Below are 14,426 nucleotides of genomic sequence, written 5' to 3' on the forward strand. Positions count from 1 at the left end.
TCAGAGAATGAAGTCCGACGTCGTCAGGCCGTGATGGCCAGCCAGCTCGAAGATCGACGAGGCCTGGCCGCTGTTGTCGGTATAGAGCAGCACCACCGTGCGGTCGCCCTGGGCGTCGTAGAACATCGCCATGTCGCCGGCGTGGCCGGTCTGGTTATTCAGGGTGAAGCCCTGGTCGCCGGCCAGGCCGGTGTTGGCGTCGATCCCCGACAGGTCAATCCGGTCGCCAGCCCCGAAGTCGAGGATGACGTCCCGGGCGGTCGGCGCGGAGTCCGAGCTCGCGGCGAACACGAAGGTGTCGGCGCCGAAGCCGCCGGTCAGAAGGTCCGCGCCGCCGCCGCCGGTGATCACGTCGGCGCCCGCCCCGCCGACCAGGCTGTTGGCGAACTGCGAGCCAGTCAGGGTCACGGCCGCGCTCGCGCCCGAGGCGTCGACGTTCTCGAAGCTGGAGACATAGGTCGCGCCGGCGATCTGGCTGCTGGAGAGGTTGGCCAGGTTGACGACCGCCCCGACCTTCAGCACCAGGGTGTCGCGGCCCGCGCCGCCGTCGATCACATAGTCGGCCGCGTCATAGACGATCCGGTCGTCGCCTTCGCCGCCGCGCTGGTAGTCGCCGTCCGCGCCACCGTCGAGGACATCGTTCCCCGCCCCGCCGGCCAGGGTGTCGAAGCCGGCCCCGCCGACCAGGACGTCCGCGAACGCCCCGCCGGTCAGGCTGTTGTTGTAGGCCGAGCCGGTCAGGGTCACGCCGGCCGTAGCGCCCGAGGCGTCGACGTCCTCGAAGCCCGCCACATAGGCCCCGGCCGCGACCTGGCTGGTCGACATGTTGGCCAGGTTGACGGTGGCGCCGACGTTCAGGATCAGGGTGTCGCGGTCCGCGCCGCCGTCGATCACATAGTCGGCCGCGTCATAGACGATCCGGTCGGCGCCGGCCCCGCCGCGCTGGTAGTCGCCGTCCAGGCCGCCGTCCAGGAAGTCGGCCCCGGCCCCGCCGGTCAGCGTGTCATAGCCAGCCAGCCCCCTCAGCGTGTCGGCGCCGTCGCCGCCGTCGATCACGTCCTTGAGCAGCCCGCCGGTATAGGTGGTGTCCTTGCCAGCCGCGTCGGTGAAGCTGTTGGCCTGCCACAGCCCGCCCGACAGGACGCGGTTGTCGCCGGCCTCGCCCACCGTGACGCTGACGGTGATCGGGGCGGTGAAGCCGCCGTGGCCGTCCGAGGCGGTGTAGGTGAAGCTGTCGACCACCGACTGGCCGGCGGCCAGCTGGTCGAAGACGTCGGCGTCGGCCACGTAGCGGACCTGGCCGTTCTCGAGGCTGATCGAGGCGCCCAAGGCCGACTTGGCGCCCGACAGGGCCGCGATCGCCAGGCCGTCTAGGTCGACGTCGTGGTCGTTGGCCAGCACGTCGACCAGGGTCGAGGCGTCCTCGGCCACGGAAGCGGTGTCGGCCGCGCCGACCGGGGCGTCGTTGACCGCCGCGACGCCCAGCTGGACCGTCACCAGGCCGGAGACGCCGCCGAACGCGTCGTGCGCCGTGTAGGTGAAGCTGTCGCCACCGTTGAAGTCGGCGTTGGCGGTGTAGACGAACGAGCCGTCGGCGTTCAGCACCAGCGTGCCGTAGGTCGGGCCTTGCCCGAGCACGGCGGTCAGGACATCGCTGTTGGCGTCGCTGTCGTTGGACAGCACGCCGTGGGCGGCGTCGACGGTCAGCACCGTGTCCTCATCGACCGTGAACACGCCGTCCAGCGTCGCCACCGGGGCGGTGTTGATCGACAGCAGGGCCAGGATCGCGTCGTGGTCGGTGGGCTGGTCGATCGCCGCCTGGCCGGTGTTGAGGTGGACGTTGTCGAACACCGCTCCGTCCCTCAGGCTCTGCGAGACCAGCAGGTTGTCGATCTGCTGGGCGTTGCCCTCGAAGATGTAGGAGTAGCGCTCCTCGGGAGTCAGGGTCCGGGCCAGGTTGTAGAGGTCGCCATTGGCCTCCAGCAGGGTCAGGGTCTGCTCGTAATAATAGCCGTTGAAGTCGCCCATCACCGTGACGTGGGCGTCCGGGTCGGCGGCCAGCAGGCCCTGGACATAGTCGCGCACGGCCGTGGTCTGGTCGACGCGGCGGTCGTCGCCGTTGGTGACGGCCGGCTGGTTGGCGCCGAACAGCGGGTCGCTGCCGCCGCGCGAATAGTTGTGCACGTCGATGGCGGTGATCGTCTCGCCGTGGAACACAAACTCGGCGGCCAGCGGGTTGCGGCTGTTGTGGAAGGCGTCGGTGGTCCCGGTGGCGTCCTGGATCAGCCGGGCCGAGCCCTCGACATAGTCCACACGGTCCTCGCGATAGAGGAAGGCGCTGCGGATGTTGCCGTTGCTCTGACCGCCGGTGCTGTTGGGCGTGGTCGGGGCCACCTCGACCCAGCTGTAGTGCGGGCCGCCGGCCGCCTCGATGGCGGCGACAAGCTTGTTGAGGGTCGCCGCCCCGCTGAGATCCGAACCCGTCCCGATCCCGTCGGAGTCCTGGATCTCCTCGACGCCGAGGATGTCGGGCGCGCCCAGGTTATGGGCGATGTCGGCGGCCAGGGCGGCGAACTTGGCGTCCGGGTCCAGCGGCGAGATGTTTTCCAGGTTGTAGGCGCCGATCGCCAAATGGCTGGCGTCGCCGGCCAGGCTGGTGGTCTCCAGCGGCACGGGGCCGTTGCTCGTGGTGTTCTGAACCGAGGTCGCCAGCACCTCGTACTCGCCGCCGAAATAGCTGACCACGCCGGTGACGTCGCCCAGGTGGTCGCCCAGCACGTAGCCGGCCGAGAAGCCCGGGTTCACGCCGCTGTCGGCATAGACCAGGATCCGCTCGGGATTGTTGTCGCCGTCCGAGACGGTGACGCCGCCGCGATCGTTCATGCCGGTGGCGTCCGCGCCGTTGTCGGCCACGACCCAGGTCTGGCCCTGGTAGGTCGAGCCGGTCGCCTGGGTGTTGTGGATGGTGACCAGCATGCCCTCGATCGACTCGTAGAAGTCGACGCCGTCCGTGGCCGGATCGAAGCTTCCCAGATGGTCGTCGTCGATCACCGTGTTGGGGATGGCGCGGCCGCCCGCGCCCAGCACGGTGGCGGCGACCGTCCCCGTCCCGATCACGTCGACGGTCTGGGCGACGATCTCGGTGATCGACAGGTTGGTGGCGACGCCGCCGTTATATTCGTCGACCGTGCCCGTCACATGCGCCCAGTCGCCAACATGGACCGTGGGGATGACGTTGGTGAACACGAAGATGGCGTCCGAGGTGGCGTCGTTCCCGTCGCCGAAGGCGTCCTGGATCCAGAAGCCGCGCGAGCCGGTGGTGTCGATGGCCGTCACAATACCCCGGGTCGCGACCATTTGGCCGTCATAGGCCGAGACGTGGCCGGCGCCCTGGATGTCGTAGATCGACACCGGGGCGAAGTCGTCGTTGACGATGGTGGCCTGGCCGACCGCGTCGACCAGGGCCGCCGCGCCGCTGGTCACCACCAGGTTGGAAAGATTGACCGTGAAGGTCTCGTTCGGCTCGGCCATCACGTCGCCGTGGATCGTCACCGAGACGGTCTGGCTGGCCGGGCCGCCGGCCGCGAAGGTTAGGGTCCCATGGGTCTCGGCGTAGTCGATCCAGGCCTGGGCCGAACCGTCGTGGGTGGCGAAGTCGACCGTGAAGGCGCCGGTGGTGTTGGTGCGGGTCACCGTGAAGGTCATCACCTGGTCGCCGGGTTCGCCCTCGGCCAGGGTGACGTCGCTGATCGAGACGTTGGCGCTGGGCACGCCGCCGTCGGTGACCATGAAGCCGGTCTTGTAGGGAACCGGCACGCCGTCATCGAGCGTCCAGTTGGCCGAATTGCCGACGGCCGACAGGATCTCGGCCTTGGTCCCCGTGGTCGCGCCGACATAGGCGCCGTTGTCGGTCCCGAAGGCCAGGGCCGTGCTGCCCGTCGCCAGGCCGGTCGGGATGGCCGAGGTGTTGGAGTTGGTCGCGTCGCCGGCGTAGGTCGTGTTGCCGTCGGCGAAGTCCAGGGCGAACAGCGGCGTCGCCGACGGGCCCGAGCCCTGGTAGGCGATGATCTGGTCGCCCGAGGTCGAGGGGTTCAGCGAGCCGGTCAGGCCCGTGACCGTGATCACCGTGCCCGCCGCCGCCCCGCCGGCCCCGGCCGTATAGGTGTAGACGCCCTCGCCGGCCCGGAACCCGCCCGCCGCCAGCCAGCCGTTGTCGGTGAAGCTGATGACCGTGCCGGCCTCGACCGCCGTCAGCAGCACGAACGAGAACGACTTGCCGGCGGTGTCGGCGCTGTAGCCGATCAGGGCGAGATCGCCCACGGTCAGGGTGGTCATGGGGTTTCCTCCGAAGGGGTCTTGTTCTGGACGGTCGCCGCGGGGTCTTGGGTGAGCCGAGTATTCTAGGCGCTTCCAGCATGGTCGCGATCTTGATTCAGCCTAGAGGCGCTCGATGACAGGACGATGTCGAAGTTTTCAGCACTTCGCAATCGAGAGCGTGCGACTCAGCTTCCAAAAGTCAGTCCTGCGGTGGAAGATATATTTATCTCACCGCCATATTATTCATCCGCTCAGTGTGCGGCTTGTCTTGGATCTTCGTTCTTCTAGCTTGAACAAGATTTAGCATCATGGGCTGAAGCTTAAATATCCAGGATATGTGAGCCCGGACGACGACTGACGGCCGTCGGAGAAATGCCTCAAGCCCGCCGCGAAGATTGCAACCCGGCGCGTTCAATCTCAAATGGGAAACAAATTCTTACTTACCTGACCAGACTGGACGCCTCTCGGAAGCTAACCCTTGCCCCACCTGACCGCCTCGCGGTCTGTCCGCCCCGGAGGGGGCGGAGCGCTCTTCCCCCTCCGGGGGAAGACGACCGCGAAGCGGTCCGTAGGGGGCAAGCGGTCGCCGCACCCAGAATCCGGACATGTCGCCAAAACGCCTTCACGAACACCCGTCGTTAAGTCGCGAGCGCTACAGTCCCGGGCCATGACCAACCGTCCTTCCTCCGCCGGGATCACTCCCGAACAGCTGGCGACGCTCAGCCACGAGTTCCGCACCCCGCTGAACGGGGTGCTGGGCATGGCGCGGCTGCTGGAGGGCACGCGGCTGACCGCCGAGCAGCGGGCCTATGTCGGCGCCCTGCGCGAAAGCGGCGACCACCTGCTGTCGCTGGTCAACGACGTGCTGGACTTCGCCCGCCTGGGGGCCACGGCCATCGAGCTGCACGCCGCCCCGGTCGACGTCGAGAACCTGCTGCGCCAGGTGGCCGAACTGCTCAGCCCCCGCGCCCACGAAAAGGCTGTCGAGATCGCCTGGGCCGCCGCGCCCGGCCTGCCCACGATCCTGGCCGACGAGGGCCGGCTGCGGCAGGTGCTGCTGAACTACGCCGGCAACGCCATCAAGTTCACCGAGGTCGGCGGGGTGCTGCTGAGCGCCGAGCCGACCGCGAACGGCCGCGTCCGCTTCTCCGTCCGCGACACCGGTCCAGGCGTCGCCCCGGAAGCCCGGGCCGCCATCTTCGAGGCCTTCGTCCAGACCGACCCCTCGCACCAGGCCCAGCTGGGCGGCGCCGGGCTGGGCCTGGCGATCGTCGCCCGCCTGGCCGGCGCCATGAACGGCGAGGCCGGGGTCGGCGGCGAACTTGGCCAGGGCGCCGACTTCTGGTTCGAGGCCCCGTTCGAGGTCGCCCCCGCGCCGCCCGTGGAGCTGCCGCTGGCCGGCCGCGCCGTCGCCATCGCCTCGCCCAACGCCATGATCCGCGAGGCCGCCCTCCGCCAGGTCCGGGCCAGCGGCGGCCAGGCCCTGGCCGGCGAGACCGTGGCCGAGGCCCTGAAGGGCGCGCCGGCCGACGCCGTGCTGCTGCTCGACGCGGCGCTCTCCGCCGCAAAGGGGGCCGCCCCGCGCGGAGCGCTGAAGCCGCCGGCCGGCCGGGCCTGCGTGGTCCTGCTGACCCCCGACCAGCGCGACCGCATTCCCAAGCTGAAGGCCGCGGGCCTGGGCTACCTGATCAAGCCGCTGCGCCGCGCCTCGCTGATCGCCCAGGTGCTGGCCGCTCGTCCCGCAACCCGGACCCCGACGATCGAGGCCGTTCCGGCCTCGGCCCACGAGGACGACCGCATCGCCCCCGCCGCCGCCCCCGGCGTCCGCGTGCTGCTGGCCGAGGACAACCCGATCAACGCCCTGCTGGCCCGCGCCCTGCTGGAGCGCGAGGGCTGCAGGGTCGATCGCATCGCCAGCGGCGACGAGGCGGTCTCGGCCCTGTCGCGCGGCTTCTACGACCTGATCCTGATGGACCTGCGCATGCCCGGCCTGAACGGCATCGAGGCCACCAAGGCCCTGCGCGAGCGTGGCGTCACCACGCCGATCGTCGCCCTGACCGCCGACGCCTTCGACGAGGACCGCCGCGCCTGCCTGGCGGCCGGCATGAACGACTTCCTGGCCAAGCCCCTGACCCCGCCGGCCCTGCGCGGCGTGCTGACCAACTGGACCGGCCTCGGCTGGACGAAAGCGGCGACGCGCGCCAAGGTCGCCTCCTGATGCAATTGGGGGCCTAGGTCTTCTAGGTAGACGGCATGGCGGCGATCGGCGGCGAGGCCAAGAAGAAGCGTGGCATGATGGACGTGCTGCGGGCCCTGGGCCGGCCGCGCGTCGGAGTCATGCTGGCCCTGGGCTTCTCGTCCGGTCTGCCGTTCATGATGATCGGCAACACCCTGGGCTTCTGGCTCAGTGAAAACGACATCAAGCTCAAGGCCATCGGCTACCTCTCCTGGGCTGGATTGGCCTATCTGTGGAAGTTCATCTGGGGGGCCATCGTCGACCACCTGCCGGCGCCGTTCATGGCCGCCATCCTGGGCCGCCGGCGCGGATGGATGATTATCACCCAGATTGGCGTCGGGGTCGGCCTGGTCGGCATGGCGCTGTCAGGACCGCACAACCTGCCGGCCCTGGGCGCCTTCGCGGTCCTGGCCGGCATCATGGCGGCCATGCAGGATACGGTGATCGACGCCTGGCGGATCGAGATCGCCGAGGATCCCGACGAGTTGGGCCTGCTGACCGCCGCCTACAGTCTGGGCTTCCGCATCGCCATGTTCGCGACTGAGGCGCTGATCCTCCTGCTGGCCACCGCCATCGGCTGGGGGCCGTCGTACGGGATCTTCGGTCTGCTGATGGTCGTAGGCCTGGGCGCGGCCCTGATGGCCAAGGAGCCGGTACGGGCCGACCAGGTGATGGACCGCAAGGCGACGGAGAAGCCGCCGTTCTCCTGGCGCGGGATCTATGACGCCGTGGCCGGGCCGTTCATCGTCTTCTTCAAGGCGCACGGCGTGGCCACCGCCATCCTGATGCTCGCGATGATCACGCTCTACCACCTGTGCGACTACATGCGCGGGCCGATGAGCAACCCCTACTACATCGCGCTGGGCATCGATAAACCGACCATCGCGGTCGTGCGCGGGGTGATCGGCGTGCCGGTGACGATCGCGGGCATCGCCGTGGGCGGCCTGCTATCGGTGCGGCTCGGTGTGATCCGCACCCTGTTGCTGGGCGCGGTGCTGCAGCCGATCGGCGTAGCGGGTTTCGCCTTGCTGGGCCTGCACGGCGGCGACTATCCGCTGGTCAGCCTGGGCGGCCTGCACCTGACCGCCTTCGAAACCATCATGGGCTTCGACGCCTTCGCGATCGCTATCTCCGGCGTGGCTCTGATCGGCTACATGTCCAGCCTGACGAGCCTGGGCTACACAGCCACCCAGTACGCCCTGCTGACTTCGGCCATGGCCTGGACCGGCAAGATCCTCAAAGGCTTCTCCGGCGACATCGTCGAACGGCTGGAAGCGGGCGGACGACCGCTTCTGCAGGCCTACGCCACCTTCTATCTCGGCTCGGCGGCGATCGGCATCCCAGCTATCCTGCTCTGCCTGATCCTGGCCAACCGGCAGGCCAGGGCGCTCAAGGCGGCCAAGGCCGGGGTCGAGCCTTAGATCTCGCTCTTCAGGCACACCACCTGGGCCACGCGCAGGTCGCGGCGCAGGCCGTCGGCGACGCGGCCGTAGTTCTCGGTAGTGATCGCCTCGCCCAGGGCGAAACCGGACGGACGGCGGCGGCTCTGCTTGAGCAGGTCGTCCACCGTCTCCTGGGCGGTCGTGTAGATCCTGCCGCGGCGCGGCGACTCCGCCACCGTCACCCCGATCACCCGCCCGGCGCTGTCCAGGGCCGGGGCGCCCGACAGGCCCGACAGCGTGCCTTTCAGATTGTCGGTGCGGCCGACCTCGGCCCAGACCAGCACCGGCTCGACCCGGGCGCCGCGTCCACGGATGACCAGGTTCTCGCGGCCCAGCAGGCGCGAGGTGACCTCGCCCGGATGGCCCTGCGGGAAGCCGGGATGATAAGCCCGTTCGCCCCGCCGAGGCGGCTCGGCCAGGCCGCGCAGGGGCACGGCGGGCGCGCCGCCCTCGGTGGTCAGGATGGCGGCGTCGCCGGAGGGGTCCAGCGTGATGCGGGCCGCCACGCCCCGGCCGTCGGCCACGACGATCGCCGCCTCGCGGCAGCCGTCGACCACGTGCCGGGCGGTCAGCCACGAGCCGCCGTCGTCGACCGAGAAGGCCGTGCCGCTGCCGGGCTGGCCCTTTTCGGGCACCTGGACGACGACGGACGGATCGAACGGCGAGGCGGGTCCCAGCGGCAGGCCCTCGCCGCCGGGGACGGGCGGCGGCGGCGCCGGCGCGTCCGAGCGCTCCTGCCGGCCGACGGCCACGACCACCAGGGCGGCCACGACCGCCCCGTAGATCAGCCAGTCCGGAAGTTTCGGGAAATGCACGGTACGCCCCCGCTCGCCCCGCCGTCAGCCGGCGACCGCGGCGGCCAGGATCAGGGCCGTGGCCAGCTTGGCCCCGACCAGCAGGGCGGCGGCGGCGACCTCGCCCTCGTTGATCCGCTCGGGCAGGCCCTTGAGCAGCATGTCCGTGACGCGGAAGACCAGCAGCTGGACGGCGATCGTCGAGACGCCCCACAGCACGATCTCCAGCGGCGACACCGAGGCCTTTAGCGAGGTGGCCAGCGGGATGGCCAGGCCGACCATCACCCCGCCCAGCGACAGGGCGGCGGCGGCGTTGCCCTCGCGGATCAGCTTGATCTCCCTGTGGGGGGTCAGCAGGGCGTAGAGCGCCGTGCCGATGACCAGCATCACCAGGGTGATGGCCGCGTGCAGCAGGGTCAGCGGCAGGCCGCTGGCGAAGGCCTGGATCTCGGGCGACTGAAGCTGAGGCGGCATGAAGACGTGATCCCGAACTTGAGGGACGCATTGCTAACACGGGACCGGCGGCCGTGCGTAGGGGACTCAGCCCCGCTCGCCCTCGAACATGTAGTCCCGGGTGATCGGCAGGGCGCCCACCTTCTTGGCGACCTGGATCTGGAAGACCATGTGGCCGCCATAGCGGAAGCCCAGCTCGGCCCCGCACAGATAGAACTCCCACATCCGCCGGAACCGCTCGTCGAACATGACGGGGATGTCGGGATCGGCCAGGAAGCGCATCCGCCAGTGCTTGCAGGTCTCGGCGTAGTGCAGGCGCAGGATCTCGATGTCGGTGATCCACAGACCGGCCGCCTCGACGGCCTTGACGATCTCCGACAGGCCCGGGATGTAGCCGCCTGGGAAGATGTACTTGGCCGTGAAGGCGTTGGTCGCGCCCGGTCCGCTCATGCGGCCGATCGCGTGGATCACCGCGCTGCCGTCGTCGGTCAGCAGGCGCTTGACCGTCTCGAAATAGGTCCGGAAGTTCGGCGCGCCGACATGCTCCAGCATGCCGACCGAGACGATGCGGTCGAAGGTCTCGTCCAGGTCGCGATAGTCGGTCAGGCGGAACTCGACCCGGTCGGACAGGCCGGCCTTCTCGGCGCGCGCCTTCGCCAGGGCCAGCTGCTCGGTCGACAGGGTGACGCCGGTCATCCGCGCCCCGTGGTCGGCCGCCAGGGTCAGGGACATGCCGCCCCAGCCGGAGCCGATGTCCAGCACCTTCATGCCGGGCGTGATATTCAGCTTGGCGCCGATATGGGCCTTCTTGGCGGCCTGGGCCTCCTCCAGGGTCATGTCCGGCCGGGCGAAATAGGCGCAGCTGTACTGCATGTCGGCGTCGAGGAAGCGCGTGTAGAGTTCGTTGCCCACGTCGTAGTGGTGGGCGACGTTGCGGCGCGAGGCGAGACGGTCATTGACCGACTGCACCGTGCGCTTGACGGCCTTCCTGGCCCGGGTCAGGGGCGTGCCGCGCTTGGGCGTGCGGCCGCCGCTGCGGCCGACGATCTCCAGCAGGTCCCACAGGGTGCCCCGCTCGATCTTCAGGTCGCCTTCCATATAGGCCTCGCCCAGGCCCAGGCTGGGATTGGCCACCAGGCGGCGCAGGCCGCGGCCGTTGACTCGCATGGTCACGGGCGGCCCCGAGCCGTCGCCGGCCTTCTTCACCGAGCCGTCGGGAAGGTGGACGGTTAGGTCGCCGACCTTGACCATCTTGTTCAGCAGCGCTTCGATCATGGCGGCGACCCTAGCGCGAGCGCCGCCGGAGAAAAGACGGAAATTTTCGTCCGCCTCCCCTTGCAAAACGACGCGCGCCAACCAGTTGGCGGCGCCCTTGAGGCGGACCGTCCGGGGTCTTGGCGTCGCGCGCGACCCCCAGCTGGGTGCTAGGCAGTGTCGCCTCGCGTGCGATAAATCCGCCCTTCGCTGCATCCGTCGTTCGGAAAGTCGCACAATGGCCCAGCCTGACCTGGCCGATCTCGACGCCTTCACCGCCGTGGCCCGCGCCAGGAGCTTCCGGGGCGCGGCGGCCTCGCGCGGAGTCTCGGCCTCGTCGCTGTCCGAGACCGTGCGGCGACTGGAGGCCGCCCTGGGCGTGCGGCTGCTGAACCGCACCACCCGCAGCGTCACGCCGACCGAGGCCGGCGAGCGGCTGCTGGCCCGCCTGACCCCGGCCCTCGCCGACGTCAGCCTGGCCCTGGACGAGGTCAACGCCTTCCGCGACAGTCCGATCGGCGTCCTGAAGCTGAACGTGCCGGGGGCGGTGTCGCGGATCGTCCTCCCCGACCTGATCCCCCGGTTCCTGGCCGCCCATCCCGGCATCCGCGTCGAGGTCAGCGTCGAGGAGGCCTTCGTCGACGTGCTGGCGGCCGGTTTCGACGCCGGGGCGCGCTATGACGAGCGGCTGGAGAAGGACATGATCGCCGTGCCCCTGGCCGGGCCGCAGCGCTTCGTGGTCGTCGGTTCACCCGCCTATTTCGAGAAGCACGGCCGGCCGACCCATCCGCGCGAGGTGCTGGGCCACCCCTGCATCCGCCATCGCTTCCCCAGCGGGTCCAGCTACGCCTGGGAGTTCGAGAAGGACGGCGAGGTCGTCCGCGTCCAGCCCGAGGGCCCGCTGATCACCAACAGCGGCGAGCTGGAGTTGGCCGCCGCCGAGGCGGGGCTTGGCCTGCTGGCCACGTTCGAGGCCTTCTGCACCGACAGCATCGCGGCGGGCCGGCTGGAGACCGTGCTCGACGACTGGCTGCCGCCGTTCAGCGGGCCGTATCTCTACTATCCCAGCCGCCGCCACATGCCCGCGCCGCTACGGGCGTTCGTGGACTTCGTGAAGGCGCGGCGGATGGATGCCGGCTGACAACGCGGAAGGAAGGGCTAAGCTTGACCCAGCTTCGGAGCGACGCCATGCAAGCCCTGCCCTTTGCCCTGATCCTCGCGCTCTCTCCCCTGGCGGCCCACGCTCAGACCGTCCCCCAGCCGGCGCCCTGCGCCTCGCCGGAACATCGGCAGTTCGATTTCTGGGTCGGCGACTGGGAGGTCAGCCCCACCGGCAAAAGCCAAGTGGTCGCTCGTAGTCTGATCGAGAACCTCTATGGCGGCTGCGCCATCCGCGAAAACTGGGCGCCGCTGAAGGGCGCGGCCGGCGGCAGCCTCAACTCGTATGTCGGCGGGCCGGACGGCTGGCGCCAGACGTGGGTCGGCGGCGGCGGCGAGCGCGTCGACTTCAAGGGCGGCTGGGACGGCAAGGCGATGGTGCTGACCGGCGGCTGGACCGGCATCCTCCAGCCGGGCGTCTCGACCCTGACCCGGATGACCTACACGCCGGCCGCCGACGGATCGGTGCGGCAGTTCGGCGAGACTTCGTCAGACGAGGGCCGCACCTGGACGCCGAACTTCGATTTCACCTATCGGCGGCGCTCGTAAGGGGCGCCGACCTACAGGGCCGCGGCAGATTTCGTCCAGGCTGGGTCAAAACTGCCCCGGACGCCTCGTGCTAAGCGTCGCATTAGAAAGCCTGTTCTTGCTTCCGCGGCTTGCGGGGCGTAACGGGTCCGCTCCCGCTGCTGCAGGCGGGAAAGCAATCAAATTGGAGGCTGCGATGGGTTACCGGGTCGCGGTGGTCGGCGCCACGGGCAATGTGGGCCGTGAGATGTTCAATATCCTCGAGGAAGTGAAATTCCCCGTGGACAAGATGCATGCCATCGCCTCGCGCAAATCCATCGGCGTGGAAGTCTCGTTCGGCAGCCAGACCCTGCACTGCGAGGACCTGGAGCAGTTCGATTTCTCCAAGGTCGACATTGTGCTGATGAGCGCCGGCGGCGCCATCTCCAAGGCCTGGGGCGAGAAGATCGGCGCCGCGGGGGCGATCGTCATCGACAATTCCAGCCACTTCCGGATGGACCCGGACGTGCCGCTGGTGGTGCCGGAAGTGAACCCGGACGCCGTCGACAAGCTGCCCAAGAACATCATCGCCAACCCCAACTGCTCCACGGCCCAGCTGGTGGTGGTGCTGGCGCCCCTGCACGCCGAAGCCAAGATCAAGCGGGTGGTCGTCTCGACCTACCAGTCGGTCTCGGGCGCGGGCAAGGAAGGCATGGACGAGCTGTGGGAACAGACCAAGGGCGTGTTCGTCCTGGGCGCCCCGGCCCCCAAGAAGTTCACTAAGCAGATCGCCTTCAACGTCATCCCCCACATCGACGTCTTCATGGAAGACGGCTTCACCAAGGAAGAGTGGAAGATGATGATGGAGACCAAGAAGATCCTGGATCCGTCGATCAAGCTGACCGCCACCTGCGTGCGGGTGCCGGTGATGGTCGGCCACGCCGAGGCCGTGAACATCGAGTTCGAGACCCCGCTGGACGAGGACGACGTTCGCGAGATCCTGCGCGACGCCGACGGCGTGCAGGTGGTCGATAAGCGCGAGGACGGCGGCTACATGACGCCGAAGGAAAGCGCTGGCGAGTTCCCGGTCTATGTCTCGCGCATCCGCACCGATCCGACCGTGGAAAACGGCATCGCCCTCTGGTGCGTGGCCGACAACCTGCGCAAGGGCGCGGCGCTGAACGCCGTGCAGATCGCGCAGCTGCTGCATGAGAAGGGTCTCATCAAGCAGAAACTCCCGGCCTAAGCCGCCCTCCGCAACAAGCGGGTGGACGATCTCAGGGGCTCCCGGGACTTAAGGTTCCGGGAGCCCTTTTCATTTGCGATTCGAGGAACGACGCGATGTCGGCGGACTTGACCAAGAGCCCGGACGAAGCCCGGACAGCGCTGATCGCCGGGGTGGGCTGCTACCTGCTGTGGGGCGTCCTGCCGCTGTATTTCCACCTGCTGTCGGGGCTGGGCGTCGGCGCGTGGGAGATGGTCGCCCACCGCACCTTGTGGGCCGCCCCCTGGGCCTTCTTCGCTGTGCTGATGGCCCGTCAGGGCGGTCAGGTGGCGGCCGTGCTGCGCCAACCGCGCACCCTGGGGATCCTGGCCCTGAGCACGGCGGCGATCTTCATCAACTGGTCGATCTACGTGTTCGCGGTCACCGCCAACCACGTGATCGAGGCCAGCCTCGGCTACTACATCAACCCGCTGATGAACATGGCGGCCGGGGCCCTGCTGTTCCGCGAGCGGATCAGCCGCGAGGGCGCGATCGCCATCGGTCTGGCGGTGATCGGCGTGGCGATCCAGACGGCCGCCCTGGGCCACCTGCCGATCATTTCGCTGGGCGTGGCGCTGAGCTTTTGCCTCTACGCCATCCTGCGCAAGCAGGTGAAGGCCGACGCCCAGACCGGCCTGTTCATCGAATGCGTCTACCTGGCCGTGCCCGGGCTGCTCTATGTGCTGCACCTTCAGGCCACGGGCGCCGGCCACTTCGCCACGGGCGCGGGGGTCACCACCCTGCTGTTGCTGGCGGGTCCAGCGACGGTCGTGCCCCTGGTCCTGTTCGCCTGGTCGGCCCGCCGCATGCCGCTCAGCGCCATGGGCTTCCTGCAGTTCATCGCCCCGACCCTGCAGTTCCTGATCGGCGTGCTGCTGGGCGAGGCGTTCACTCCGATGCGGGCCCTGTCGTTCCTGTTCATCTGGCTGGGCGTGGCGGTGTTCGCCTATGGGGCGTGGAAGCGGGCCCGGACGGTGGGCAGGGCCTAGCCTTCGGGACAG

At 69.2% G+C, this 14,426-nt stretch carries 10 protein-coding genes; 6 read left to right on the forward strand and 4 right to left on the reverse strand.

Annotation, left to right across the window (positions count from 1 at the left end):
* Entirely contained in the window at nt 1-4,335 is a 4,335-nt protein-coding gene (locus ASD47_RS09505; RefSeq protein ID WP_056754984.1) for an Ig-like domain-containing protein, read from the reverse strand.
* A gap of 649 nt (nt 4,336-4,984) precedes the next feature.
* Between ASD47_RS09505 and ASD47_RS09510 the strand changes: the two genes are divergently transcribed.
* Both ASD47_RS09510 and ASD47_RS09515 read left to right on the forward strand, forming a co-directional pair.
* Nucleotides 4,985-6,535 carry a response regulator gene (locus ASD47_RS09510; RefSeq protein WP_056754987.1) on the forward strand — a complete coding sequence of 517 codons (1,551 nt, stop codon included), beginning with the start codon at nt 4,985-4,987 and terminating at the stop codon, nt 6,533-6,535.
* Nucleotides 6,536-6,570: 35 nt separating this feature from the next.
* Entirely contained in the window at nt 6,571-7,974 is a 1,404-nt protein-coding gene (locus ASD47_RS09515) for an MFS transporter (RefSeq protein ID WP_082564543.1), read from the forward strand.
* Here ASD47_RS09515 and ASD47_RS09520 read toward each other — a convergent pair.
* The 3 genes from ASD47_RS09520 to ASD47_RS09530 form a co-directional block, all read right to left on the reverse strand.
* On the reverse strand, nt 7,971-8,810 hold the full coding sequence (locus tag ASD47_RS09520; RefSeq protein WP_056754990.1) for a serine protease: 840 nt from the start codon (nt 8,808-8,810) through the stop codon (nt 7,971-7,973). The two genes, ASD47_RS09515 and ASD47_RS09520, sit on opposite strands and share 4 nt — an antisense overlap.
* A 24-nt stretch (nt 8,811-8,834) precedes the next feature.
* Nucleotides 8,835-9,263, reverse strand: a complete 429-nt coding sequence (locus ASD47_RS09525; protein WP_056754991.1) for a DUF350 domain-containing protein — start codon at nt 9,261-9,263, stop codon at nt 8,835-8,837.
* A 66-nt stretch (nt 9,264-9,329) separates the two neighbouring features.
* Nucleotides 9,330-10,517 carry a cyclopropane-fatty-acyl-phospholipid synthase family protein gene (locus tag ASD47_RS09530; protein ID WP_056754994.1) on the reverse strand — a complete coding sequence of 396 codons (1,188 nt, stop codon included), beginning with the start codon at nt 10,515-10,517 and terminating at the stop codon, nt 9,330-9,332.
* Between the two features lie 217 nt (nt 10,518-10,734).
* Here ASD47_RS09530 and ASD47_RS09535 point away from each other — a divergent pair, with 217 nt between their 5' ends.
* The 4 genes from ASD47_RS09535 (at nt 10,735) to rarD (ending at nt 14,414) form a co-directional block, all read left to right on the forward strand.
* Nucleotides 10,735-11,637, forward strand: coding sequence for a LysR family transcriptional regulator (locus ASD47_RS09535; protein WP_056754997.1), 903 nt, complete (start codon nt 10,735-10,737; stop codon nt 11,635-11,637).
* 47 nt (nt 11,638-11,684) lie between these two features.
* Nucleotides 11,685-12,203: a hypothetical protein gene (locus ASD47_RS09540; protein WP_056755000.1), complete on the forward strand. Its 519-nt coding sequence runs from the start codon at nt 11,685-11,687 to the stop codon at nt 12,201-12,203.
* 175 nt (nt 12,204-12,378) lie between these two features.
* Nucleotides 12,379-13,407: an aspartate-semialdehyde dehydrogenase gene (locus tag ASD47_RS09545; protein WP_056755004.1), complete on the forward strand. Its 1,029-nt coding sequence runs from the start codon at nt 12,379-12,381 to the stop codon at nt 13,405-13,407.
* A 95-nt stretch (nt 13,408-13,502) separates the two neighbouring features.
* Nucleotides 13,503-14,414 (forward strand): EamA family transporter RarD, encoded by a 912-nt coding sequence (gene rarD / locus ASD47_RS09550; protein ID WP_056755006.1) that lies wholly within the window; start codon nt 13,503-13,505, stop codon nt 14,412-14,414.
* The last annotated feature ends 12 nt before the right edge of the window (nt 14,415-14,426 follow it).

The sequence above is a fragment of the Caulobacter sp. Root1472 genome (assembly GCF_001426985.1).
In the GTDB taxonomy this organism is placed as follows: Bacteria; Pseudomonadota; Alphaproteobacteria; order Caulobacterales; family Caulobacteraceae; genus Caulobacter; species Caulobacter rhizosphaerae.

What these genes read in the sequence shown, in the direction of transcription:
- ASD47_RS09515 (WP_082564543.1), top strand. Translation starts at nt 6,571, where the DNA reads ATGGCGGCGATCGGCGGCGAGGCCAAGAAGAAGCGTGGCATGATGGAC.
- ASD47_RS09535 (WP_056754997.1), top strand. Translation starts at nt 10,735, where the DNA reads ATGGCCCAGCCTGACCTGGCCGATCTCGACGCCTTCACCGCCGTGGCC.
- ASD47_RS09505 (WP_056754984.1), bottom strand. Translation starts at nt 4,335, where the DNA reads ATGACCACCCTGACCGTGGGCGATCTCGCCCTGATCGGCTACAGCGCC.
- ASD47_RS09540 (WP_056755000.1), top strand. Translation starts at nt 11,685, where the DNA reads ATGCAAGCCCTGCCCTTTGCCCTGATCCTCGCGCTCTCTCCCCTGGCG.
- ASD47_RS09530 (WP_056754994.1), bottom strand. Translation starts at nt 10,517, where the DNA reads ATGATCGAAGCGCTGCTGAACAAGATGGTCAAGGTCGGCGACCTAACC.
- rarD (WP_056755006.1), top strand. Translation starts at nt 13,503, where the DNA reads ATGTCGGCGGACTTGACCAAGAGCCCGGACGAAGCCCGGACAGCGCTG.
- ASD47_RS09510 (WP_056754987.1), top strand. Translation starts at nt 4,985, where the DNA reads ATGACCAACCGTCCTTCCTCCGCCGGGATCACTCCCGAACAGCTGGCG.
- ASD47_RS09545 (WP_056755004.1), top strand. Translation starts at nt 12,379, where the DNA reads ATGGGTTACCGGGTCGCGGTGGTCGGCGCCACGGGCAATGTGGGCCGT.
- ASD47_RS09525 (WP_056754991.1), bottom strand. Translation starts at nt 9,263, where the DNA reads ATGCCGCCTCAGCTTCAGTCGCCCGAGATCCAGGCCTTCGCCAGCGGC.